General features: G+C 39.8%; 21 protein-coding genes. 20 read left to right on the forward strand and 1 reads right to left on the reverse strand.

The window, feature by feature from the left end; all coding sequences use genetic code 11:
• Nucleotides 1-254: 254 nt before the first annotated feature.
• The 18 genes from F7732_RS02595 (at nucleotide 255) to F7732_RS02680 (ending at nucleotide 20,847) form a co-directional block, all read left to right on the forward strand.
• Nucleotides 255-1,793, forward strand: coding sequence for an ABC transporter ATP-binding protein (locus F7732_RS02595; protein WP_151572114.1), 1,539 nt, complete (start codon nucleotides 255-257; stop codon nucleotides 1,791-1,793).
• On the forward strand, nucleotides 1,786-2,832 hold the full coding sequence (locus F7732_RS02600; protein ID WP_066451634.1) for an ABC transporter permease: 1,047 nt from the start codon (nucleotides 1,786-1,788) through the stop codon (nucleotides 2,830-2,832). The genes F7732_RS02595 and F7732_RS02600 overlap by 8 nt, the downstream gene beginning before the upstream one ends.
• 9 nt (nucleotides 2,833-2,841) lie before the next feature.
• Nucleotides 2,842-3,792 (forward strand): ABC transporter permease, encoded by a 951-nt coding sequence (locus F7732_RS02605; protein ID WP_082851823.1) that lies wholly within the window; start codon nucleotides 2,842-2,844, stop codon nucleotides 3,790-3,792.
• Between the two features lie 556 nt (nucleotides 3,793-4,348).
• A complete protein-coding gene (gene yfmF / locus F7732_RS02610; protein ID WP_151572115.1) occupies nucleotides 4,349-5,632 on the forward strand; it encodes an EF-P 5-aminopentanol modification-associated protein YfmF in 1,284 nt (427 codons plus the stop codon).
• Entirely contained in the window at nucleotides 5,632-6,921 is a 1,290-nt protein-coding gene (gene yfmH / locus F7732_RS02615) for an EF-P 5-aminopentanol modification-associated protein YfmH (protein ID WP_151572116.1), read from the forward strand. Before yfmF ends, yfmH begins: the two co-directional genes overlap by 1 nt.
• Nucleotides 6,922-7,141: 220 nt before the next feature.
• On the forward strand, nucleotides 7,142-7,864 hold the full coding sequence (gene ymfI, locus F7732_RS02620; RefSeq protein WP_151572117.1) for an elongation factor P 5-aminopentanone reductase: 723 nt from the start codon (nucleotides 7,142-7,144) through the stop codon (nucleotides 7,862-7,864).
• 115 nt (nucleotides 7,865-7,979) lie between these two features.
• Nucleotides 7,980-8,237 (forward strand): DUF3243 domain-containing protein, encoded by a 258-nt coding sequence (locus F7732_RS02625; RefSeq protein WP_151572118.1) that lies wholly within the window; start codon nucleotides 7,980-7,982, stop codon nucleotides 8,235-8,237.
• A gap of 220 nt (nucleotides 8,238-8,457) precedes the next feature.
• On the forward strand, nucleotides 8,458-9,249 hold the full coding sequence (locus F7732_RS02630; protein WP_151572119.1) for a DUF3388 domain-containing protein: 792 nt from the start codon (nucleotides 8,458-8,460) through the stop codon (nucleotides 9,247-9,249).
• A gap of 19 nt (nucleotides 9,250-9,268) precedes the next feature.
• Nucleotides 9,269-10,177: a helix-turn-helix domain-containing protein gene (locus tag F7732_RS02635; RefSeq protein ID WP_151572120.1), complete on the forward strand. Its 909-nt coding sequence runs from the start codon at nucleotides 9,269-9,271 to the stop codon at nucleotides 10,175-10,177.
• A 66-nt stretch (nucleotides 10,178-10,243) separates the two neighbouring features.
• A complete protein-coding gene (pgsA, locus tag F7732_RS02640) occupies nucleotides 10,244-10,825 on the forward strand; it encodes a CDP-diacylglycerol--glycerol-3-phosphate 3-phosphatidyltransferase (protein ID WP_151572121.1) in 582 nt (193 codons plus the stop codon).
• A gap of 21 nt (nucleotides 10,826-10,846) precedes the next feature.
• Complete coding sequence (locus F7732_RS02645) at nucleotides 10,847-12,088, forward strand: competence/damage-inducible protein A (protein ID WP_151572122.1); 1,242 nt, start codon at nucleotides 10,847-10,849, stop codon at nucleotides 12,086-12,088.
• Between the two features lie 308 nt (nucleotides 12,089-12,396).
• Nucleotides 12,397-13,434 (forward strand): recombinase RecA, encoded by a 1,038-nt coding sequence (gene recA / locus F7732_RS02650; protein WP_151572123.1) that lies wholly within the window; start codon nucleotides 12,397-12,399, stop codon nucleotides 13,432-13,434.
• 388 nt (nucleotides 13,435-13,822) lie between these two features.
• The gene (gene rny / locus F7732_RS02655; protein ID WP_066446406.1) at nucleotides 13,823-15,382 is read left to right on the forward strand and encodes a ribonuclease Y; all 1,560 of its coding nucleotides are present in this window, start codon (nucleotides 13,823-13,825) and stop codon (nucleotides 15,380-15,382) included.
• 195 nt (nucleotides 15,383-15,577) lie between these two features.
• Nucleotides 15,578-16,375, forward strand: coding sequence for a TIGR00282 family metallophosphoesterase (locus F7732_RS02660; RefSeq protein WP_151572124.1), 798 nt, complete (start codon nucleotides 15,578-15,580; stop codon nucleotides 16,373-16,375).
• A gap of 235 nt (nucleotides 16,376-16,610) precedes the next feature.
• Nucleotides 16,611-16,871, forward strand: coding sequence for a stage V sporulation protein SpoVS (spoVS, locus tag F7732_RS02665; RefSeq protein WP_066446403.1), 261 nt, complete (start codon nucleotides 16,611-16,613; stop codon nucleotides 16,869-16,871).
• A 160-nt stretch (nucleotides 16,872-17,031) separates the two neighbouring features.
• Complete coding sequence (locus tag F7732_RS02670; RefSeq protein ID WP_151572125.1) at nucleotides 17,032-17,955, forward strand: dipeptidase; 924 nt, start codon at nucleotides 17,032-17,034, stop codon at nucleotides 17,953-17,955.
• A 288-nt stretch (nucleotides 17,956-18,243) separates the two neighbouring features.
• Nucleotides 18,244-19,980: a 2-oxoacid:acceptor oxidoreductase subunit alpha gene (locus F7732_RS02675; RefSeq protein ID WP_151572126.1), complete on the forward strand. Its 1,737-nt coding sequence runs from the start codon at nucleotides 18,244-18,246 to the stop codon at nucleotides 19,978-19,980.
• Nucleotides 19,981-20,847, forward strand: a complete 867-nt coding sequence (locus F7732_RS02680) for a 2-oxoacid:ferredoxin oxidoreductase subunit beta (RefSeq protein WP_151572127.1) — start codon at nucleotides 19,981-19,983, stop codon at nucleotides 20,845-20,847. It begins immediately after the preceding gene.
• A 37-nt stretch (nucleotides 20,848-20,884) separates the two neighbouring features.
• On the opposite strand, the gene F7732_RS02685 is transcribed toward F7732_RS02680, so the two are convergent.
• Nucleotides 20,885-22,012, reverse strand: coding sequence for an MFS transporter (locus F7732_RS02685; RefSeq protein ID WP_151572128.1), 1,128 nt, complete (start codon nucleotides 22,010-22,012; stop codon nucleotides 20,885-20,887).
• A gap of 403 nt (nucleotides 22,013-22,415) precedes the next feature.
• Here F7732_RS02685 and miaB point away from each other — a divergent pair, with 403 nt between their 5' ends.
• Both miaB and F7732_RS02695 read left to right on the forward strand, forming a co-directional pair.
• Nucleotides 22,416-23,960, forward strand: coding sequence for a tRNA (N6-isopentenyl adenosine(37)-C2)-methylthiotransferase MiaB (gene miaB, locus F7732_RS02690; RefSeq protein ID WP_151572129.1), 1,545 nt, complete (start codon nucleotides 22,416-22,418; stop codon nucleotides 23,958-23,960).
• Between the two features lies 1 nt (nucleotide 23,961).
• On the forward strand, nucleotides 23,962-24,390 hold the full coding sequence (locus F7732_RS02695; RefSeq protein ID WP_066446379.1) for a YlbF/YmcA family competence regulator: 429 nt from the start codon (nucleotides 23,962-23,964) through the stop codon (nucleotides 24,388-24,390).
• Nucleotides 24,391-24,434 lie beyond the last annotated feature (44 nt).

Consider the following 24,434-nt stretch of genomic DNA (forward strand, 5'->3'; position numbering starts at 1 on the left):
ACAAAGGAATAAGCGGTAGCCTGTTTTCGCCGCTTATTCCTTTTTTAAGGAAAAAAACAAAGTTGTCCCAATATTTAAATAGTAAAAAGTTAATTGAAGGTCAGAATTCGATCTTTACTCTGCCTTTCACTTAGCTGTTTACAACTAAATGAAATAAGGAAGTAAACTTGGCGCATGCCAGGTTTTTATATGAGGCGACAAGGTCTGACCTCTAACTACTAAATGTCCCCTTAATAAAGTGAGGAGTGAAAAAGATGGAATACGTGATCGAGATGCTTAACATCCGAAAAGAGTTTCCAGGCATCGTAGCAAATGATAACATTACGCTGCAGCTGAAACAGGGAGAAATACATGCATTATTAGGAGAAAATGGTGCAGGTAAATCCACATTAATGAACGTTCTATTCGGTCTTTATCAGCCAGAAAAAGGCGAAATTAGAGTGAATGGAAAGCCTGTTCAAATCACCAACCCTAATATTGCAAATGAATTGGGAATTGGGATGGTGCATCAGCACTTTATGCTTGTCGATAAATTCACTGTGACGGAAAACATTATCTTAGGTAAAGAAACAACATCAGGTGGACGAATTGATATTAAGAAAGCGGAAAAGGATGTACGCGAGATTTCTGAAAAATATGGCCTTGCTGTGGATCCACAGGCATATATTTCTGATATTTCTGTAGGTATGCAGCAAAGGGTAGAGATTTTAAAAACGCTTTACCGCGGCGCAGAAATTTTAATATTTGACGAGCCGACAGCTGTATTAACTCCTCAGGAAATTAAAGAGTTAATTCAGATTATGAAAACGCTCATTAAAGAAGGTAAATCTATTATTCTTATTACACACAAACTAAAAGAAATCATGGAAGTTTGTGATCGTGTAACCGTAATCCGAAAAGGTGTAGGGATTGGTACTGTAAATGTAAGTGAAACCAACCCGAATGATCTTGCCAGCTTAATGGTTGGGCGTGAAGTAACCTTTAAAACGGAAAAAACAGAAGCGAAACCAGAACAAGGCGTTCTGGAAATTAAGAGTCTGAATGTAAAAGACTCCCGTGGTCTTCCTGCTGTAAATAACTTGAATTTAGAAGTCAAGGCTGGAGAAATTGTAGGAATTGCCGGAGTAGATGGAAATGGACAATCAGAACTGATCGAAGCGATCACAGGATTAAGAAAGTCTGAAAGCGGTTCAATTAAGCTGAACGGCAAAGAAATTATCAATATGCCGCCAAGAAAAGTAACGGAAGCTGGCACGGGCCATATTCCTCAAGACCGTCATAAACACGGACTTGTCTTAGATTATCCGATTGGTGCAAATATTGCGCTGCAAACGTATTATAAGCGGCCGTTTTCTAAGGGCGGAGTACTGAATTACAAAGAAATTTATAAAAAAGCGAAGAGCTTAATTAAAGAATACGATGTTCGTACACCTAGTGAGTATACACTAGCACGTGCATTATCAGGCGGTAATCAGCAAAAAGCAATTATTGGTCGTGAAATAGACCGTAATCCTGATTTGCTGATCGCTGCTCAGCCAACACGCGGTCTTGATGTTGGAGCAATTGAATTTATTCATAAGCGCCTGATTGAACAGCGCGACAATGGAAAAGCTGTTCTGTTAATCTCATTTGAACTTGATGAAATTATTAATGTAAGTGATAAGATTGCTGTTATTTATGAAGGAGAAATTGTCGCTATCGTTGATCCTAAAACAACTACTGAACAAGAATTAGGATTGCTGATGGCTGGTTCGAACCAGAAGAAAGAAGGTGTGCAGCATGCAGATGTCTAATCGCACAAAGAATATTATTGTTCCAATTATCGCTGTATTACTGGGAATACTAGTAGGAACAATTATTATGCTCATTACTGGCTATGATCCAGTTGCAGCCTTTGGAGCTTTATGGAATGGTGCTTTTGGTGATTCTTACTTTACAGGGGAGACAATCAGACAAATCACACCATACATTTTAGCCGGTCTAGCCGTTGCATTTGCTTTTAGAACAGGCCTATTTAACATAGGGGTTGAAGGGCAATTAATTGTCGGCTGGCTTGCAGCAGTTTGGGTTGGGGTTGCTTTTGAACTGCCTAAAGTTATTCACTTGCCATTGGCAGTCTTAGCTGGTGCAGCCGCAGGGGCATTATGGGCATTTATCCCAGGCCTTTTAAAGGCGAGATTTAGAGTCCATGAGGTTATTGTCACCATCATGATGAACTATGTCGCGTTGCATGTTACAAACTATATCATTCGTTCTGTGCTAGCAGAATCAAGTGACAGAACAGAATTAGTTCATCAGAGTGCTTCACTGCGTTCACCGTTCTTTGAAAGTTTAACTGACTACTCCCGTCTTCACTGGGGAATTTTTATAGCACTTATTTGCGTATTTATCATGTGGTTCATTCTTGAGAAAACGTCAAGAGGTTATGAGTTAAAAGCTGTTGGATTTAACCAGCATGCGTCTGAATATGCAGGCATGAATGTAAAATCGAATATCATTATGTCTATGGTCATCTCTGGTGCCTTTGCAGGTCTTGCAGGTGCGATGGAAGGGCTTGGAACATTTGGATATGCAGCCACAAAAGGCGGCTTTACCGGGGTTGGATTTGACGGAATTGCTGTTGCCTTGCTTGGTGCAAATGGACCAATTGGAATTATCTTAGCTGCAATTTTATTCGGAAGCTTAAAAGTAGGTGCACTAAACATGCCGCTTGAAGCTGGGGTACCGAATGAACTCGTAGATATTATTATCGCTTTAATTGTTTTCTTCGTAGCTGCAAGCTACATGATTCGCATGTTTATTGATCGTATTAGTAAAAAGGGGGTGAAGTAAGTGAGCTTCATGGATATATTAGTTATCATTATTCCGTCCACTTTATTATGGGCAGCTCCACTTATTTTCACTGCATTAGGCGGAACCTTTTCAGAGCGTTCCGGCGTAGTAAACATTGGTTTAGAAGGTTTAATGGTTATCGGAGCCTTTTCGGCGATTGTATTTAACTTAACCTTTGATGATGCACTTGGCGCTTGGACTCCATGGGTATCACTACTGGTCGCAATGGCTGTTGGAGCATTATTTTCTCTCATTCATGCTGTTGCTTCCATTACGTTTCGTGCTGACCAGACTGTATCCGGTGTTGCGATCAACCTATTGGCTGTCGGGGTTTCCTTATTCCTTGTTAAATTCTTTTATGATAAAGGTCAAACCGACATTATACAAAAAGGATTTAGTAAAACGGATATACCATTCCTAAGTGATATACCTGTTATTGGAGAATTATTCTTCTCAAACACTTACTATACTTCGTTTGTTGCAATCTTCGTTGCGGTGATTGCGTGGTTTATCATCTATAAAACACCTTTTGGTCTGCGTCTTCGTGCAGTTGGGGAACATCCGATGGCAGCAGATACAATGGGGATTAATGTTACGAAAATCCGCTATATTGCGGTTGTTCTCTCTGGTGCTCTTGGAGGAATTGGCGGCGGAGTTTACGCTCAGTCTATTTCATCCGATTTTGGACATGCTACTATCAGCGGACAAGGGTTCATGGCTCTTGCAGCGATGATCTTCGGTAAATGGCATCCGCTTGGTGCCATGGGTGCAGCTCTATTCTTTGGATTTGCGCAAAGTTTAAGCATCATCGGCAACAGCTTGCCGTTCTTGGAAAATATTCCAAATGTGTACCTATTAATTGCGCCGTACGTATTAACAATCCTTGCACTTACAGGATTTATCGGCCGTGCTGATGCACCAAAAGCTTCTGGTGTGCCTTACATTAAAGGAAGCAGATAATAAATAAACATAAGTCGAATGATTAGAGAATCAATCTTTAATCATTCGGCTTTTTTATTTATGATTATTAAATACATTTTATAAACATGAGTGAAATGGAGCGGAGGACACTCGACTCCAGTTGACAATAGAGGAAAAGGTGAGACCCCCGCACTTTGCTTCGAGGAGGCTCAGCTTCCTCCTCACGGAAAGCGAGGGTCCGCAGCGCAATGGAACGGACTTGTTTAAATACTGAAACCATCCCCTGATGATCCGCGTTCTGAGATAATAATTCCCTCCTTTTTATCCCACTGTTTAAAATCTGCTCCAACTTCTCCAAAATAACGTCCGAAACCCTATTTCTTGAACAGTGGAAATGTTTAGCATATGATAAAAAGACAATGCTAAGGTGAGCAGAAAATATCTCCTCACTTTTGTACATATAATAAGAAAAGATGTGTTCAAAATCTGTGCTTGGTAAACATTATGTAATGTATTAAATGCAATTAATTATCTTTAAGATGATAAATATTAACTTATTATGGAGAAACTGAGCCTATATAAAGGAGGAAGATACATGAGCGTTATAGATGAAAAAGTACAACAGCTAAAAGGCTTTAAGCTGCATACGGTGAAGACATCAAAATTTAAAACGAATACGATTGTCTGGAAAATGAAATCTCCATTAAAAAAAGAGACGGTGACAGCAAGATCACTCTTGCCTCATGTACTGCAAAGCAATAGTGAGAAATATTCAACAACAGCCAAGCTTCGATCATACTTAGATGAACTATATGGTGCATCCCTTTTTACAGACCTTTCCAAAAAAGGCGAATACCATGTGATGAGCTTTTCTCTTGAAATCGCCAATGAAAAGTTTCTATCAGATCAAACACCATTATTAAAACAAGCATTTGATTTTCTGGCTAATATACTTACTTCTCCAAACACAAGCGGGAGCGCTTTTGATGCCAGCACAGTTGAAAATGAGAAAAGATCATTAAAGCAGAGAATTCAAGCTGTGTACGATGATAAAATGCGTTATGCTAACTATCGACTTGTTCAGGAAATGTGCAAAGAGGAACCTTATGCTCTTCATGTGCATGGGCAAATTGATGATGTTGATGCGATCACACCTGAAAGTTTATATGCCTATTATGAAAATGCTTTAAAAGAAGATGAACTGGATCTATATGTGATTGGTGATATTGATGAAAATGAAGTGGCTGGATATGCCGATGAACTTTTTCAATTTTCCGATCGCACACCGGAAGTCATTGATGCCCGCCAAACAACAATGAAGAAAACTGACACCAATACGGTGAAGGAAGAGCAGGATGTAAAGCAAGGAAAGCTGAATATTGGCTATCGCACAAACATCCTATATGGAGAAAAAGAATATTATGCTCTGCAGATTTTCAATGGCATCTTTGGCGGATTTTCACATTCGAAGCTATTTTTAAATGTCCGGGAAAAAGCCAGTTTAGCTTATTATGTAGCTAGCCGACTGGAAAGCCATAAAGGCTTGATGATGGTAATGTCAGGTATTGATAACGGCAAATATGATCAAGCAGTAGGCATTATTGAAGAACAAATGCAAGCAATGAAAAACGGTGAATTTACAGAAGCTGAAATCGATCAAACAAAAGCGGTCATCAAAAATCAATTGCTCGAAACGGTAGACACCGCTCGGGGGGCAATAGAAGTGCTGTATCATAATGTCGTTTCCGAGCATTCGGTTTCGCTGGATGAATGGCTCACAGGCATGGATGCTGTTACAAAAGAGGATATTGTTGCAGCAGCAAAAAAATGTGAATTGGATACCGTTTATTTCTTATATGGAAAGGGGGAGGCAAACTGATGGAAAAACTAACATTTAATCAGCTGCAGGAAGATCTTTACTATGAAAAACAAAGCAATGGCCTGGATGTATATATTTTACCGAAAAAGGGTTTTAATAAAACGTTTGCTACATTTACAACAAAATATGGTTCAATCGACAATCATTTTCTTCCTCTTGGAAAAGATGAATATGTCAAAGTTCCGGATGGAATAGCTCATTTTCTTGAACATAAGCTATTTGAAAAAGAAAAAGAGGATGTATTTCAGCAGTTCAGTCGTCAAGGAGCATCTGCCAATGCTTTTACATCGTTTACACGAACTGCCTACCTCTTTTCAAGTACGTCTAATGTAGAAAAAAACTTAGAAACCTTAATTGATTTTGTGCAGGAGCCATATTTTACAGAAGCTACGGTTGAGAAGGAAAAGGGGATTATCGGCCAGGAAATTACAATGTATGATGACAATCCGGACTGGCGTCTATACTTTGGACTGATTGAAAACATGTTTAGCACTCATCCGGTGAAAATTGATATTGCGGGTACAATTGAATCGATCTCTCATATTACAAAAGATATGTTATATGAGTGCTACAATACATTCTATCACCCAAGCAATATGTTATTGTTTATCGTTGGACCCGTTGATCCGGAGGAAATCATGAATTTGGTGCGCACGAATCAGAATGCAAAGGAATATAAGGAACAGCCAGCGATTCAGCGCAAATTTGATGAAGAACCTGCTGCTAGTGACACGAAGAAAAGAGTCGTGAAGATGAATGTGCAGACTTCAAAATGTCTTGTAGGAATAAAAAGCCATGAAACCGCTCAAACCGGTGAGCAAATGCTAAAGCATGAGTTAAGTTTAAATATTCTACTGGATATTATTTTCGGTAAAAGTTCAGAGAACTACAATGAGCTTTATAGTAAAGGGCTAATCGATGACACATTTTCCTTCGATTACACGCAAGAGCAAGGCTTTGGGTTTGCCATGGTGGGCGGAGACACTCCAGATGCAGATCGTTTAGCCGAGACGCTTGAAGCCATGCTTTTAAAAGCAAAAGAAAAAGGACAATTGACTGAGGAAAGCCTGCAGCGTACAAAAAAGAAAAAGATTGGTGCATTCTTAAGAGCGATCAACTCGCCAGAATATATTGCTAATCAATTTACAAGATATGCTTTCAATGACATGAAGCTTTTTGAAGTAGTGCCAATGCTTGAAAGCATTACTTTAGAGGACGTAGAGCAGGCCGCTTCCAGATTTATTGAAGAAGATCGCTTTACCGTTTTTCAAGTTTTACCGAAAGCGTAAGTTCTGTACTTAAAAGGGAGGAAACTCCCTTTTTTTGTATCTTCATAAGTGTAGATAAACTTGCTAGAACATAGCGCAATACAGGCGGCTAATTAAGACTATTTTCAGTTATACACGCTTGCCGGGAGTAAGGTCTTCTTTCATTTTTCATGCAGACGCATTTCAAAATGGATACTTATGTTAGAATACCTATGAAGATGTTTTTTGGAGTGAACGACATATGAAAAAATTTGCATTAGTAACTGGTGCGAGCGGCGGAATTGGTCAAGCAGTCTGCCGGGAGCTTGCGCGAAATGGCTATTCATTGTATTTGCATTATAATCAGAACGCTGCGCCAATTGAAAGCTTACTGCAGGAATTTGCTGCATATGGCGGGGAATATATCCCCATTCAAGCGGATCTTTCTGGAAGCGGGGGTTATAAAAAAATTACTGCAGATATATTCTCCCTTGATGAAATTGTTATTACGAGCGGAACTGCGCACTATGGGCTATTTACAGATATTACAGCTCAGGATGCAGAGAACATGATGTATGTACACGCAACTGCACCGATGCTATTAACAAAAGAACTTTTGCCTAAGCTTATCAAGAAGGGTTCAGGTAGCATTACAATTATTTCTTCGATATGGGGTCAGACAGGCAGTGCTTGTGAAGTTCTTTATTCGGCTGCAAAAGGTGCACAAATAGCTTTTGTAAAGGCGTTGAGCAAAGAGCTGGCTTTAAGCGGGGTCCGTGTAAATACAGTTGCTCCAGGAGCTATTTCAACAAATATGATGTCTGGTTTCTCTGAAGAAGATATAGCAGGCATCCAAGAAGAAATTCCAATGGGAAGACTTGGGACTGCACAGAATATAGCAGATGCGGTGCAATTTTTACTTTCTGAAAAAGCATCCTATATAACTGGACAAGTGATTGCTGTCAACGGCGGCTGGTATACATAAGAACACCCTGTCAAAAAGTTGTCATTTTATCCGTCAATCCATATTGTTCTTGATGAATATTTTCTCTCCTCTAAATGCAAAATAGTATTGTATTACCATTAAGGAGGGATTTGACATGTCAGTACTTGATAATTGGCAACAATGGAAGGATTTCCTTGCGGATCGTCTTCATCAAGGTGAGAACCAAGGGATGGGCAAAGATACAGTTAACAACGTTGCTTTCGAAATCGGTGACTATCTGGCTAAGCAAGTTGAACCTAAAAATGATCAGGAACGCATTCTTGCGGATCTATGGTCTGTGGCTGATGAACAGGAACAACATGCGATTGCCAACATGATGGTTAAGCTTGTTGAAAACAACGGCACAAAGTAATGCATTGCTGAAAAAAGAGAGGGCATCCTCTCTTTTTTCTTTTATATGTCTTCCGGCAGAAAACCTACAACTATTAATAATCCTTTTATCATTAGCGTTTTTCCTTTCATCTTTATTGGAAATCATATATTATAGAAGCTAGATGAAATAGAGGCATAAAAAGGATCTATTAAAAATCTTATTATTTCAGATGCTTGGCTAGTTTTAGGAGGTTTTTTCTGTGGAAAAGAAAGAATGGTACCTCGAATATGAAATTGTGATAAACAGGCCGGGTCTGCTCGGGGATATTTCCTCGCTCTTGGGGATGCTGTCCATAAATATTGTGACAATTAATGGGGTAGATGAAGGACGAAGAGGGCTGTTAATTTTAGCAGAGGATGACGAGCAAATCGTCAGGCTTGAGTCAATTTTACATACAATGGATACAATAAAAGTAATTAAAATTCGGGAGCCAAAGCTGCGTGATCGCCTTGCCGTTCGTCATGGGCGATACATACAAAGAGATGCTGATGATAAAAAAACGTTCCGCTTTGAAAGAAAGGAACTTGGCCTTTTGGTTGACTTTATGGCAGAATTGTTTAAGCAGGATGGGCATAAACTGATTGGCATTCGGGGCATGCCGCGTGTGGGAAAAACAGAGTCAATCGTTGCGTCAAGTGTTTGTGCGAATAAACGCTGGCTATTTGTTTCTTCCACCCTTTTAAAGCAAACGATTCGCAATCAGCTGATTGATGATGAGTATAATGCAGATAATTTATTCATCATTGATGGAATTGTCTCGACACGCCGTGCCAATGAGCGTCACTGGCAGCTGGTCAGAGAAATTATGAGGCTTCCGTCTGTTAAAGTGATTGAGCATCCGGATATTTTTGTTCAAAATACAGAATATACCCTTAATGACTTTGATTATATTATTGAACTGCGTCATGAGCCAAACGAAGAAATTAAATATGATGTAGTAGACAAAAACAGTATGTTCTCTGAATCTGCTTTTGGAGACTTTGATTTTTAGTACGTTGGAAGGTGTTAAAATGACAGAACTAGGCAATCGATTGAAAGAAGCCCGTATCGCTAAGGGCATGAGTCTTGATGACCTGCAGACAGCAACCAAGATTCAAAAAAGATATTTAGTTGGCATTGAAGAAGGCAATTATAGTGTCATGCCGGGTAAATTTTATGTTCGAGCATTTATTAAGCAGTATGCAGAGGTAGTCGGCCTGCATCCTGAAGAGCTCTTTGAGGAATTTAAAAGTGATATCCCAACCGCTATGAACGAGGATATTCCAGAAAAACTATCAAGAGTTCAGACAAGGAAAGATATTTCAGGAGGCGCTTCTAAATTCTTTGAAATCCTTCCGAAGGTGTTAATCGCCGTATTTGTAGTCGGTGTATTTGCCGTTGTTTATTATTTCTATGAACAATATTCTGGAAATAATGCATCAGACCCTGCTGAACCTGAGAATACTCCCGGTGTAAATGTGGAGAATAACCTGCCTGAGGACACCGATGAAAATAATGGTTCAGGCGAAAATGAAACCGAGGATGGATCTGGGGAGGAAACAGAGCAAGAAGAACCGGTTGAAGAACCAGAACCTCCTGCCCAAGAAGTAACGGTTGCAGAAACGAATGGCCAATATACAACATACGAGCTGAAAAATACGGACAAGTTTGAATTGAAGCTTGTTTCAACAGGCGAAACCTGGGTGAATATTAAAAACGGCAAAGGCTATTCCTTCTTTCAGGGAATGCTGGTGGCTGGAGATGAAGCAAGCTCAACGAAAACCGTCGATCTAACAAAAGAAGAGGCAGCTGTGCTTGTTATTGGAAACTCTTCAAACACAGAAATATACATTAATGATGAGAAAATTGAGTATGCTGTTTCACCAAGCGATTTCGTGCGGCAGGATATTACCATCCGCAACAGTGCGGATACTGAATAGTCATCAATCTGATGGCTATTTTCTCATGCTTTAAAATGGTGAAGCTATTACTACTGGAGGTTTAAGATGAATCTGCCTAATAAAATTACGATATCTAGAATACTGTTAATTCCTTTGTTTTTAATTATTATGGTATACGATTTTTCATGGGGTGAAATCTCGCTCCTTGGTGTTGATCATTTGCCTGTTACACATTTAGTTGGTGCTCTGCTTTTTATCGTCGCATCTACGACAGACTGGATTGATGGCTATATAGCCAGAAAATACAACTTAGTCACCAATCTTGGTAAGTTCCTGGATCCGCTGGCAGATAAACTGCTTGTTTCGGCAGCGTTAATTGTATTAGTTGAGCTGCACCTCGCTCCGTCATGGATTGTAATCATTATTATTAGCCGAGAATTTGCTGTGACTGGCCTTCGTCTTATTTTAGCTGGCGGCGGTGAAGTTGTTGCTGCAAATATGCTCGGCAAAATAAAGACATGGGCCCAAATTATTGCTGTTTCAGCATTGCTTCTGCATAATATTATATTTGAAATGTTTTCAATTCCATTCGATATGATTGCCCTTTGGATTGCCTTAATTTTCACAGTGTGGTCAGGGTGGGATTATTTCGCAAAAAATAAACAGGCATTTGTTAACTCAAAATAAAAGGCAACCGGGGGGAACGGCATGAACGCAGAAATTATTGCGGTTGGCTCCGAGCTTTTGCTCGGTCAGATCGTGAATACAAACGCACAGTTTATTTCCAGACAGCTGGCCGATGTTGGGGTTAATGTGTATTTTCACACCGCTGTCGGAGACAATCCAAATCGTCTGAAGTCGGCGATTGAAATCGCTGAAAAAAGAGCCGATCTTATTATTTTTACAGGAGGACTTGGTCCAACAAAGGATGATTTAACAAAGGAAACCATTGCCCGTCACCTGAATACAGATCTGCAAATGGATGATGATGCATTTACGTCAATTGAAAAGTACTTTAACAGAACTGGGCGTCCAATGACAGAGAATAATAAGAAGCAAGCGCTTATTTTAAATGGTTCAGAAGTATTGCCAAACGAGCATGGCATGGCACCGGGAATGATCTACAAAAAAGATGAGCGTCTCTATATGCTCCTGCCTGGTCCTCCAAAAGAAATGGAGCCGATGTTTCTTAAATTTGCTTACCCGTCTCTGCGCTCAAAACTTGGATCTTCCGAAGTTATTGCTTCAAGGGTTTTACGCTTTTTCGGTATTGGCGAGGCTATGCTGGAAACTGAAATTGAGGATTTGATTGATGGACAAAGCAACCCTACCATTGCCCCGCTTGCTGGAGATGGAGAAGTTACACTAAGGATTACTGCAAAACATGCCGACCTGCAAGTAGCGCAGCAGCTGATTGATGAAACAGAAGAGAAAATCAGAAAACGGGTTGGCGAATTTATCTACGGTTATGATGACAGTTCGCTTATGGAAGAGCTGATCAAGCTCCTGAAAGAAAAGGAATTGACCATTGCCGCAGCCGAAAGCTTAACAGGAGGCATGTTTCAGCAGGAGTTCACATCGATCCCTGGTGCTGGCAGCCGGTTAAAAGGCGGAATTGTCTGCTATACAAACGAAGTGAAAGCGAATATTTTACAGGTAAAAGAAGAAACGATTCAAACGTGTGGTGTTGTAAGCAGTGAGTGTGCGCTTGAGATGGCTGAAAATGCAGCAAAGCTGATGAATGCAGATGTCGGCATTAGTTTTACTGGCGTTGCCGGACCGGATGAATTAGAAGGACACCCTGTTGGCACGGTCTATATTGGTCTCTATCAAAAAGGGAAAAAGACCAAAGTGGAAAAGTTAAATTTAGGCGGCTCAAGAGCAGCCAATCGCATACGAAGCATAAAATATGGCTGTTACTTTTTGCTGAGCTATATACAAGAGTCATAAGGAGAGAGGAGTGCAGATTTGCATTCCTTTTCTTTTTAATAAATCGCTATTATAGTAGAAGCTAGCAGCTGTACTGCTTAAATTCAGATAAAAGCAGCTTCTGGCCATTTTCAAGCACTTTGAAGCTAGAAAAAACATTATTATTCAGCTGGAAATTCGATTTCTGCCTGTAAGGCTGGAAATAAAAAAAACGAATGAATGTTCGACTTTTTGCTGTACAAACGGATAAAAAACGTTTATAGTAGAGATAGATTCTAGATGAGATAAATGAACAGTTTCGTTCATTCATATAAAAGGAGGAATTTTGAGTGAGTGATCGTCAGGCAGCACTTGAAATGGCATTAAAGCAAATAGAAAAGCAATTTGGTAAAGGTTCAATTATGAAACTGGGCGAGCAGGCAGAGCAAAAAGTATCTGCTGTCCCAAGCGGATCCTTGGCGCTTGATGCAGCTCTTGGAATAGGCGGATATCCGCGCGGAAGAATTATTGAAACATACGGTCCTGAAAGTTCAGGTAAAACAACTGTTGCACTTCATGCAATTGCAGAGGTGCAGGCACAAGGCGGACAAGCTGCATTTATTGATGCTGAGCATGCGCTTGATCCGGTATATGCTCAAAAGCTGGGTGTAAACATTGATGAACTGCTATTATCTCAGCCTGATACAGGTGAACAGGCACTTGAGATTGCTGAAGCTCTTGTACGAAGCGGTGCAGTAGATATTCTAGTAATTGACTCGGTTGCGGCTCTTGTACCAAAAGCTGAGATTGAAGGGGAAATGGGTGACTCGCACGTTGGTTTACAGGCCCGCTTAATGTCCCAGGCACTTCGTAAGCTTTCTGGTGCTATTAATAAATCCAAAACAATCGCTATCTTTATCAACCAGATTCGTGAAAAAGTCGGTGTTATGTTCGGGAACCCTGAAACAACTCCAGGCGGACGTGCTTTAAAGTTCTATTCTACTATTCGTCTGGAAGTGCGCCGTGCTGAAACATTAAAACAAGGCAATGAAATGGTTGGTAACAAGACTAAAATTAAAGTAGTTAAGAATAAAGTTGCTCCTCCATTCCGTGTAGCTGAAGTGGATATCATGTACGGTGAGGGGATTTCCAAAGAAGGAGAAATCATTGATCTTGGCTCTGAAGTTGATATTGTTCAAAAGAGCGGATCATGGTATTCCTACAACGAGGAACGTTTAGGCCAAGGCCGTGAAAACGCGAAGCAATTCCTAAAAGAAAACCCTGAAATTCGCAAGCAAATTCAGCAGCAAATTCGCGAACACTATGGTTTGGATGCTGAATACACAGTGACAGAGGAAAAAGAACAAGAAGAGTTCGACTTAATTTAAGACGCTAAAGAAGTGGACAAGGTCGATTAGACATTGTCCGCTTTTTCATTTGCTTATGCTTTTTTATTTCTATTATAAAAGCTATGGTCATGATCAAAATTTTTAGGCGTTATTTGACCCAAAATGCTGCTGAAAAGTCTATATTTTACTGAAACACGAACAAAGTTTTCAAAAACTGCGAAAATACTTAAATTATCATTCTGTCAAGGACCAGCAGCACTTGACAATAAATTTTCACAGCTTTACAATTAAAATTGTATATTTTACATTTTTTATAAAGTATGAAAAGCGTTTAGAAGCCGCAGTGCTGTACATTTAACTTAACATTATGTACAAGCATCACTTTTAGAAACGTAACAAAAAGTTCATAGCAAGAGGAGGTGAAATGATGGAACCAGTAACAATCATCTCCATTTTGCTTGGCCTAATACTCGGTGCTTTTGTTGGCTATTTTGTTCGTAAATCTATTTCTGAAGCAAAGATCGCAGGTGCTAAAGACGCAGCTGAGCAGATTTTAGAAGACGCTAAGCGTGAAGCTGAAGCGACCAAAAAGGAAGCCCTGCTTGAAGCCAAGGATGATATTCACAAGCTTCGCACAGAGGCTGAACGTGAAGTTCGTGATCGCAGAAATGAACTGCAAAAACAAGAAAATCGTTTACTGCAAAAAGAAGAGAATCTTGACCGTAAGGATGAAACGTTAGATAAACGTGAAGTACAATTAGAAAAGAGGGACGATTCTCTTAGCAAAAGACAACAGCATATAGAAGAGATGGAAAGCAAAGTGGACAAGATGGTACAAGCGCAGCAAACAGAGCTAGAACGCATCTCTGGGTTAACTCGCGAAGAAGCGAAGTCCATCATTTTAGAGCGAACAGAGCAGGAAGTGTCTCACGAAGTCGCTATAATGGTAAAAGAGAGCGAGATTAGAGCAAAAGAAGACGCTGACAAGAAAGCAAAAGAAATTTTGTCACTAGCTATCCAAAGATGTGCAGCTGACCATGTTGCCGAAACAACTGTATCGGTTGTTAATCTGCCAAACGATGAGATGAAGGGCAGAATTATTGGACGTGAAGGCCGAAATATCCGCACACTTGAAACATTAACTGGTATTGATTTAATTATTGATGATACACCAGAAGCGGTTATTCTTTCCGGATTTGATCCGATACGCCGTGAGACTGCACGACTTGCGTTAGACAAGCTTGTACAGGATGGCCGTATTCACCCGGCTCGCATCGAAGAAATGGTGGACAAGGCACGCCGTGAAGTGGATGAACATATCCGCGAGATCGGTGAACAAACCACTTTTGAAGTTGGTGTACATGGACTGCATCCAGATTTAATCAAAATCCTTGGACGCTTGAAATTCCGTACAAGCTACGGTCAAAATGTTCTAAAGCATTCAATGGAAGTTGCACAGCTTTCTGGCATGTTAGCAGCAGAGCTTGGGCAGGATGAAACACTGGCACGCCGCGCTGGCTTGCTTCATGATATTGGTAAAGCGATTGACCATGAAGTAGAGGGAAGCCACGTTGAAATCGGTGTTGAGCTTGCTACAAAATATAAAGAACATCCAGTCGTCATCAATAGTATCGCGTCTCACCATGGTGACACAGAACCAACGTCCATCATTGCTGTTCTTGTCGCAGCAGCAGATGCCCTATCAGCTGCACGCCCAGGAGCAAGACGTGAAACACTTGAAAACTATATCCGTCGCCTTGAGAAGCTTGAGGAAATTTCTGAGTCTTATGATGGAGTTGAGAAATCATTTGCCATTCAGGCTGGCCGCGAAATTCGCATAATGGTTAAACCTGAGCAAATAGATGATCTAGAAGCACATAGACTGGCTCGAGATATCCGCAAGAAGATTGAGGAAGAACTGGATTATCCAGGACATATTAAAGTAACAGTGATCCGTGAAACGAGAGCTGTTGAATATGCAAAATAAGCGATGCGTATGCATCGCTTTTTTGTGCTTACATATTAATGCAAGAGCAGCTGAGATTTTAGATTTAGTATATTCTTTGCAGCGATCAAATATGTTGATTTCTTAACTAATAAAAAGATAGTGAGATGAAATGCATAAAAGCATGAAGAAGTGTGCTAAACTTAAAGAGCAAGTACATATTAAGAAGGTGTAAAAATGAGAATTTTGTTTGTAGGAGACGTGGTAGGCTCGTTAGGAAGAGATATGATCAGCGAGTATGTGCCCAAATTAAAGGAAAAATATCGTCCCCAGCTGACGATCATCAATGGAGAAAATGCTGCAAGCGGCAGGGGCATCACTGAAAAAATCTATCGCAGCTTTTTAGAAACCGGCGCACAAGCAGTTACGCTTGGAAATCATACTTGGGACAATAAAGAAATTTTTGAGTTCATAGATAAAGCCAAATATTTAGTAAGGCCAGCTAATTTCCCAGATAACAATCCGGGACAGGGAATGGTATTTTTAAAATACAATAATGAGGAAATAGCAGTGATTAGTCTTCAAGGCAGAACTTTTATGGCAGCAAATAATTGCCCATTTGAGAAAGCGGATGAACTCATTGCAATTGCAAAAGAGAGAACCTCAATTATTTTCGTTGATTTTCACGCGGAGGCAACAAGTGAAAAGCAGGCAATGGGATGGTATTTGGATGGCAGGGTCTCTGCAGTTGTTGGTACTCATACCCATGTGCAAACAGCTGACTGCCGAATACTGCCTGAAGGAACAGCCTTTATGGCAGATGTTGGCATGACTGGTCCATATGACGCTGTTTTGGGAATGGAAAAAGACGCTGTTCTTAAACGATTCCTAACCGGACTGCCAGTAAGATTCGAAGTACCCAAAACAGGACGCTCGCAGCTTAGTGCGGTATTAATAGACTTAGATCAGAAAACAGGTAAAGCGAAAAAAATCCAGCCAATTCTTATTAATGATGATCATCCATTTTATTCATAAGCAAAAATCCGTACCTATGAAGGTGCGGTTTTTTTATAGACCTGGGAATGGTATTTTTCTTCTTATCTCCTTATATCTTCTGAAATCCTTCTAAAAACCAATACTTTTTTTCAATTTTTGGTCCAAGCCGGAATATGTGTTTTCATAAATGAATATAGTAGCAATGGAATGGTTTATATACCTGTTGTGTCTTTAAGGGGGCATACAGAGGGGAAAAAATGAGGAGGAGCTAGGAATGGAAATATTAAAAGTTTCAGCAAAATCTAATCCCAATTCTGTAGCTGGTGCGCTTGCTGGAGTGCTGCGTGAAAGAGGAGCAGCAGAAATTCAGGCAATTGGTGCGGGTGCATTGAATCAAGCGGTTAAAGCAGTAGCGATTGCACGCGGATTTGTAGCACCTAGCGGAGTGGATTTAATTTGCATCCCTGCATTTACAGATATTCTCATTGAAGGAGAAGAAAGAACAGCGATCAAACTGATCGTCGAACCGAGATAAAAACATCATAAGGATGTGGCCTGTTTGCCTAACGCAAGCAGGCTTTTTTACACAAGGGAAAGAAAAGAGTTATAAAAAACAGGGAGTGTTTCCTATTAAAATAGAAGGATAAAATCTACTGTTTGTGCAGTAAACAAACTTAAAGGAGAGGGCTATACATATGACTATCTTTGATGCTCACTGTGATGTTCTTTGTAAAATGCTTATGAATCCAAAAATTAATTTTCAAAATGATGCCAGTCTGCAGGTTAACATGCATGAGCTTATGCACTCACCCATTAAAGTGCAATGCTTTGCGATTTATGTCCCTGAAGCGGTACATCCAGAATTGAAATTTATTGCTGCACTTCGAATGATTGAAATGTTTTATGAACGCATTATTCATGCTAATCCTCATATGAAACTAGTCAAAAGCAAAGCGGATATTAAAAAGCTAAAAGAAGGCGAAGTCGGTGCACTTCTTACACTCGAAGGCTGTGATGCTATATGCAAAGACATCGTGAAATTACAAACCTTGCTTAGACTAGGTGTCACAAGTGTTGGTTTAACTTGGAATTACAGAAACTGTGCTGCTGATGGGGTATTAGAGGAGAATGCAGGAGGGCTGTCACAGTTTGGCAGACAAGTCCTTGCAGTACTGAATGAAAGAAACATTTGGTGTGATGTCTCTCATTTAGCGGAGAAGGGTTTTTGGGATGTCATGGAATATGGACAGTTTCCGGTTGCTTCTCACTCGAATTGTTATTCACTGTGTCAGCATCCGCGAAACTTAAAGGATGATCAAATTAAGGCGCTCATTCAAAAGGATAGTGTGATTGGGCTTACATTTGTTGCTGAATTTCTATCAGGGTTGACAACCGCCACCATCGATGATCTGCTCCGCCATCTTGATTATATTTGTTCACTAGGAGGAGAACACCATGTAGGATTTGGTTCTGACTTTGATGGAACAGAACATATTGTGGCAGGTATTGAGCGGGCATCCAAGTACGATCATCTTATCAATGTATTGAGCAAATACTATTCACAAACACAACTAGAACAGTTTTTGTTTCAAAATTTTGTTAGCCGTTTATCGATTTAAGCTAAATAATGTGAGAATGATAAAAACCATCCCGAAAATTCAATTTTATTTTATTCGCAGAAAATACAGAAAATATACTAATGTTTTTTTAGAAAATAAGAGAAAATCAGCTGTTATTTGCATAGAAAGTGTTGCTTTTTTATAAGCTAAAGACTAGAATTGAAAGCGTTTAGTACAGTCTGTGCCGCTAGTTTTCATCTGCATACGATGGTAATGAACGAATGCGTATTTTTATATATTTTGAATAAATATACATAACTATTAATATTATAAAAAGGGGTGCAGGACATGATCAATCAGCTTTCATGGAAAGTTGGGGGACAGCAAGGGGAAGGGATTGAAAGCACAGGTGAAATCTTTTCAATTGCGTTGAATCGCTTAGGCTATTATTTATATGGATATCGTCACTTTTCATCCCGAATAAAGGGCGGCCATACAAACAACAAAATTCGCGTTAGCACGCACCAGGTTCGTGCAATATCAGATGATTTGGATATCCTAGTAGCTTTTGATCAAGAAACAATTGATTTAAACTATCAGGAATTGCATGATGGCGGAATCATTATTGCTGATGCAAAATTTGATCCGCAGAAACCAGAAGATACAAATGCGGCTCTATATTCGATCCCATTTACGAGTCTTGCAACTGAACTGGGTACTTCATTAATGAAAAATATGATTGCAGTTGGATCAACATGTGCAGTTATAAACATAGATACAGAGCTTTTTAGAGAAGTAGTTCAAGAGATTTTTGGCAGAAAAGGGCAAAGTGTCGTAGATCGCAATATGGAAGCCATTAACGCGGGCTACGATGCGATGAAAGAAGCACTATCCGGCTATACAGGCAAAATGGAGCTGGAAAAGGCAGATGGTCAAAAACGGTTATTTATGATCGGAAATGATGCTATCGCATTAGGTGCACTAAGTGCTGGTGTGCGTTTTATGGCTGCTTATCCAATCACGCCAGCTTCTGAGATTATGGAATATCTAATTAAAAAACTTCCCGCAGTAGGAGGTTCTGTCATTCAAACAGAAGACGAAATCGCTGCTGTTACGATGTGTATTGGAGCGAATTATGCTGGTGTGCGTGCATTAACAGCTTCTGCTGGACCTGGGCTTTCGCTGAAAATGGAAGCCATTGGCTTATCAGGAATTACTGAAACGCCGCTCGTCATTATTGATACTCAGCGCGGCGGCCCATCGACAGGTCTGCCCACAAAGCAGGAGCAATCCGATTTAATGGCAATGCTTTATGGAACACACGGAGAGATTCCAAAGATTGTCATGGCTCCGAGTACAGTGCAGGAAGCATTCTACGATACAGCAGAAGCATTTAATCTGGCAGAAGAATATCAATGTCCAGTTATAATGTTAACCGATTTACAGCTTTCGTTAGGAAAACAGACGGTTGACCCGCTGGATCTTAGCCAGGTAGAAATACGCCGAGGCAAGCTACTCAGTGACGAACTCCCTGAAATTGAAAATAAGGAGTATTTTAAAAGATATGAAGTAACAGAGGATGGCGTTTCACCAAGGGTGATTCCTGGCATGAAGCACGGCATCCACCATGTAACAGGTGTAGAGCATGAAGAAACAGGAAAACCATCTGAATCGCCAGTCAACCGAAAAGCACAGATGGATAAAAGGCTGCGCAAGATTAAGAATATCCGCTTCAATACACCGGTTTATAAAAATACGCCACATGAAGAAGCTGATTTGCTGCTCGTTGGATTTAATTCTACAAGAGGGGCAATTGAAGAAGCACAGGAACGATTAAAAGCAGATGGTTTTAAGGTGAATCATGCCCATATCCGTCTTATTCATCCATTCCCTGCAGAAGAACTATTGCCTCTTGTTCAATCTGCGAAAAAAGTGGTGGTTGTTGAAAACAATGCTACAGGCCAATTGGCAAATATCTTGAAAATGAATGTCGGCTATGCGCAAAAAATTCATAATCACTTAAAATATGACGGAAATCCATTTTTGCCGCATGAAATTCATTCTGCATGTAAGGAGTTGTTCTAAATGGCGACGTTTAAGGACTTTCGCAACAATGTTAAACCAAACTGGTGCCCTGGCTGTGGTGATTTTTCCGTGCAGGCTGCTATTCAGCGTGCAGCTGCAAACGTAGGCCTTGAACCAGAGAACTTGGCTGTCATTTCAGGAATAGGCTGTTCTGGACGTATTTCCGGCTATATTAACTCCTATGGATTTCATGGAATTCACGGCCGCTGCCTGCCGATTGCTCAAGGAGTGAAAATGGCGAACAGAGATTTAACCGTTATTGCTTCTGGCGGTGATGGAGATGGCTTCGCGATTGGGATGGGACATACGATTCATGCAATCCGCCGTAATGTCAATCTGACGTATATTGTCATGGATAACCAAATTTACGGTCTGACTAAGGGGCAGACGTCACCACGTTCAGCATCAGGATTTAAAACGAAATCAACGCCACAAGGCTCTATTGAACCTGCTATTTCTCCTATGGAAATGGCATTAACAGCAGGGGCAACGTTTGTTGCTCAAAGTTTTTCTACTGATTTAAAAGATTTAACAGCTTTAATTGAAGCTGGGATCAAGCATGATGGGTTTTCATTAATCAATGTGTTCAGCCCATGTGTGACCTATAACAAAATTAATACCTATGATTGGTTTAAGGAGAATCTGACGAAACTCTCAGCAATTGAAGATTATAATCCTGCTAACCGGGAGCTTGCCATGCAAACACTTATGAAGCATGATGGACTCGTTACAGGACTTATCTATCAAAACACAGAGCAAAAATCCTATCAGGAACTTATAAATGGTTATTCTGAAACTCCGCTTGCACATGCTGATTTAAAGCTTGATCAGGTGCATTTTGACAAACTTGCTGCGGAATTTATGTAACCATTTTTAAACCGCCTTCTCATGAGGCGGTTTTCTTTTACATTTTTAATACAAGAAACAAATTACAGCAGAAAAAAACAAGAAGGACAGTTATGACAAACGTAAACGATAAGTGAGCAGCAAGCACAGGACCCAAACTTGCCCCAATCAATAGGGAAAACGAATAGAAGGAAGTGGCCAATCCTCTTTGCGTTTTAGCCGCACTGCCTATAAAAGAAATAACAGAAGGTATCAGCAGGGCAATAGACGCAACAAATGGAATGGATAGCACGGTAATCATAACAGGATATTCGCTGAATAAAGTAAACAGCAGTAAACAGCTTAGACATAAAAGAATGCCCACAATCATCGTCATCTTTAAGCGTAATTTCTCAATGATTTTTCCTGTAAATACCGCAAGAATGGTTCCGACTAATCCAATGGTTCGGATGATGATCAGCTCTTCATCCGTAAAACCGTCGGCACTTAGCATTCTGCCCAAACTATCATAAAAGGCAATAAAAGAAAGGAGCAGGGTAAACGTAATTAGATAGCTGTTAAAAAGCTGTTTATTTAAGAATGGAATGGTCAGCACTTTAAAAATATGAAAACCTTGCCCAGGATAAACGGCTGTTTTAATATGAATTTTATTGCTAATAGCGAACAAAGCGATATAAAAAAACGCAAAAACATAAAAAACAATTTCCCACCCATAGAAAAGAGTAAGAGCAGAACTTACAATCTGCCCAAAAATCCCTGCAACTAAAAATCCGCAATTGATAAGGGACAGAATTAATGTTCTTTGTTTTTCATCAGAATATAGTTCAAATATATAGGCAAATGCTACCGGTGCAAAGCTTCCAAGAAAAAATCCTTGTACCCCGCGAAAGATAAATAAACTTTCTATATTAAAAGATAATCCAACCAGCAAAGTAGAAAGACCAGACATCAAGAGTCCGGAAACAATTACTTTTTTTCGGCCGTATTGTTCCGATAATGGTCCGAATAAAAGCAAACCGAACGCATAACATACGGTAAAAATGCTGCTTCCCCATATAATCTGTTCTTCAGAAGCATGAATTCCATGAGCAATTTCCGAATAAATCGGAATTAACGTATAAATATTACTTGCCACAAAAACACCGGTCACAATTAGCAGCAGTCCCACTACTTGTAAACGCCCCATCTTCTCACCACCTATAGCATCCTATGTACTTTAGGCACAAAACTTATTTTGTCTATCTAAATTCTTTACTTTAAGAATTTGAAACATTGCACCAGAGCATATATGGTAGATGTTTCATATAACTTTCTTGCGAAAATGGAATGCACATTGAAAAGGAGTAAGCATAATGAAGAAATGGAATAAGACATGGGGTTATTTTAATAACATATAAGCACTGTAATCTTAATCACAACATAATCAAACCTATAACTATATAATCTAAAGTCATAAACTCCATTCTATTGTGTAAACGCCTTATAGGCTTTATACTATAATAATGTGCATAGAAGTTTAAAAAGCACAATGAACTTATGAGCGAAGGGTTTATTGGACAAGTTTTGAGATAGATGAAAGGAGTTCCACAATGAACGAAAAACAACGGTTAGAAGGACAGCAAATTGCAGCAGCTAATCCAGCGGACAAAAAATCCGAAAAGGATTACAGCAAATATTTTGAAGCAGTGTATACTCCACCTTCCTTAAAGGAAGCGAAAAAACGGGGAAAAGAAGAAGTAAAATACCACAAAGACTTTGATATTCCTGAAGAATTTTATCATATGGGTAAAGGGCGCAAGTTTTATATCCGCACATTTGGATGCCAGATGAACGAGCATGACACAGAAGTCATGGCCGGGATTTTTGAATCTCTTGGCTATGAAGCAACGGACACTGTGGAAGATGCAAATGTAATTTTATTAAACACTTGTGCTATTCGTGAAAACGCTGAAAATAAAGTGTTTGGTGAACTTGGCCACTTGAAGCATTTAAAGAAAAATAATCCAGATCTTTTACTCGGTGTCTGCGGATGTATGTCACAGGAAGAATCCGTAGTAAACAAGATTCTAAAAACATACACACAAGTAGATATGATCTTTGGCACACACAATATTCACCGTTTGCCAAACATTCTTAAAGAAGCATATCTTTCAAAAGAATTAGTTGTTGAGGTTTGGTCAAAAGAAGGCGATGTTATTGAAAACTTGCCGAAGGTCCGCCGCGGAAATATTAAAGCTTGGGTTAATATTATGTACGGCTGTGATAAATTCTGTACATATTGCATCGTTCCTTATACACGAGGGAAAGAGCGGAGCCGCCGTCCGGAAGATATTATTCAAGAGGTGCGCCAGCTTGCAGCGCAGGGATACCAGGAAATCACTTTACTTGGACAAAATGTAAATGCATATGGTAAGGATTTTGATGATATTCAGTATGGTCTAGGCGAATTAATGGATGAAATCCGCAAGATTGATATCCCGCGTATTCGATTCACAACCAGCCATCCGCGTGATTTTGATGACCGTTTAATTGAAGTGCTCGCTAAAGGCGGCAATCTCGTTGAACATATTCATTTGCCAGTACAATCAGGTTCGACAGATGTCCTTAAAATTATGGCTCGCAAATATACAAGAGAGCAATTTTTAGAGCTAGTTCGTAAAATTAAAGCTGCTATTCCAAATGCAACCTTTACAACAGACATTATTGTTGGATACCCAAATGAAACAGAAGAGCAGTTTGAAGAAACATTATCTCTATATCGCGAAGTTGGCTTTGAAGCTGCTTATACATTTATTTATTCTCCGCGCGAAGGTACACCTGCTGCAAAAATGGTAGACAATGTGCCAATGGAAGTGAAAAAAGAGCGTCTGCAGCGTTTAAATGCGCTTGTAAATGAATTCTCAGCAGCATCTATGAAGAAATACCAAGATGAGATTGTGGAAGTTCTTGTTGAAGGGGAAAGCAAGAACAACCCTGATATTTTAGCGGGCTATACAAGAAAAAATAAATTAGTAAACTTTAGAGGACCAAAAACAGCGATCGGCAAGATTGTTAAAGTAAAAATAACAGATGCAAAAACTTGGTCTTTAAATGGGGACATGATTTTAGAACATGAAACGGTAGAGGTGAACTAAGGTGGCTAAATATACAAAAGATGACATTATTAAACGTGCTGAAGAGCTGGCAAGAATGATTGCAGATACAGAAGAAGTAGAATTCTTTAAACGTGCTGAAGCACAAATTCATGGCAATGAAAAAGTAAAAACCTTAATGACTTCAATTAAGGGGTTACAAAAGCAAGCAGTAAACCTGCAGCATTTTGGCAAAGAAGAGGCTCACAAAAAAACAGAAGCCAAAATTGCATCCATTGAAGAACAGCTTGATAGCATCCCAGTTGTACAAGAATTCAAACAATCGCAGCTGGACGTGAATAACCTTCTGCAGACAGTGGCATCAGCCATCTCAAACAAAGTTACAGATGAAGTCATCTTATCCACTGGCGGCAACCTTCTCAGCGGAGAAACAGGTGCTCAAATCAAAAATACAAACTGCAGCCATCATTAATTGAAATGCGAAAGCGCCTTGCTCAGCCCCGACAAGCTTAAGTC

The organism is Bacillus mesophilum (genome assembly GCF_008923265.1).
GTDB classification, from domain to species: Bacteria; Bacillota; Bacilli; order Bacillales; family Cytobacillaceae; genus Cytobacillus; species Cytobacillus mesophilum.

What these genes read in the sequence shown, in the direction of transcription:
- F7732_RS02595 (WP_151572114.1), top strand. Translation starts at nt 255, where the DNA reads ATGGAATACGTGATCGAGATGCTTAACATCCGAAAAGAGTTTCCAGGC.
- F7732_RS02600 (WP_066451634.1), top strand. Translation starts at nt 1,786, where the DNA reads ATGTCTAATCGCACAAAGAATATTATTGTTCCAATTATCGCTGTATTA.
- F7732_RS02605 (WP_082851823.1), top strand. Translation starts at nt 2,842, where the DNA reads ATGGATATATTAGTTATCATTATTCCGTCCACTTTATTATGGGCAGCT.
- yfmF (WP_151572115.1), top strand. Translation starts at nt 4,349, where the DNA reads ATGAGCGTTATAGATGAAAAAGTACAACAGCTAAAAGGCTTTAAGCTG.
- yfmH (WP_151572116.1), top strand. Translation starts at nt 5,632, where the DNA reads ATGGAAAAACTAACATTTAATCAGCTGCAGGAAGATCTTTACTATGAA.
- ymfI (WP_151572117.1), top strand. Translation starts at nt 7,142, where the DNA reads ATGAAAAAATTTGCATTAGTAACTGGTGCGAGCGGCGGAATTGGTCAA.
- F7732_RS02625 (WP_151572118.1), top strand. Translation starts at nt 7,980, where the DNA reads ATGTCAGTACTTGATAATTGGCAACAATGGAAGGATTTCCTTGCGGAT.
- F7732_RS02635 (WP_151572120.1), top strand. Translation starts at nt 9,269, where the DNA reads ATGACAGAACTAGGCAATCGATTGAAAGAAGCCCGTATCGCTAAGGGC.
- pgsA (WP_151572121.1), top strand. Translation starts at nt 10,244, where the DNA reads ATGAATCTGCCTAATAAAATTACGATATCTAGAATACTGTTAATTCCT.
- F7732_RS02645 (WP_151572122.1), top strand. Translation starts at nt 10,847, where the DNA reads ATGAACGCAGAAATTATTGCGGTTGGCTCCGAGCTTTTGCTCGGTCAG.
- rny (WP_066446406.1), top strand. Translation starts at nt 13,823, where the DNA reads ATGGAACCAGTAACAATCATCTCCATTTTGCTTGGCCTAATACTCGGT.
- F7732_RS02660 (WP_151572124.1), top strand. Translation starts at nt 15,578, where the DNA reads ATGAGAATTTTGTTTGTAGGAGACGTGGTAGGCTCGTTAGGAAGAGAT.
- spoVS (WP_066446403.1), top strand. Translation starts at nt 16,611, where the DNA reads ATGGAAATATTAAAAGTTTCAGCAAAATCTAATCCCAATTCTGTAGCT.
- F7732_RS02670 (WP_151572125.1), top strand. Translation starts at nt 17,032, where the DNA reads ATGACTATCTTTGATGCTCACTGTGATGTTCTTTGTAAAATGCTTATG.
- F7732_RS02675 (WP_151572126.1), top strand. Translation starts at nt 18,244, where the DNA reads ATGATCAATCAGCTTTCATGGAAAGTTGGGGGACAGCAAGGGGAAGGG.
- F7732_RS02680 (WP_151572127.1), top strand. Translation starts at nt 19,981, where the DNA reads ATGGCGACGTTTAAGGACTTTCGCAACAATGTTAAACCAAACTGGTGC.
- F7732_RS02685 (WP_151572128.1), bottom strand. Translation starts at nt 22,012, where the DNA reads ATGGGGCGTTTACAAGTAGTGGGACTGCTGCTAATTGTGACCGGTGTT.
- miaB (WP_151572129.1), top strand. Translation starts at nt 22,416, where the DNA reads ATGAACGAAAAACAACGGTTAGAAGGACAGCAAATTGCAGCAGCTAAT.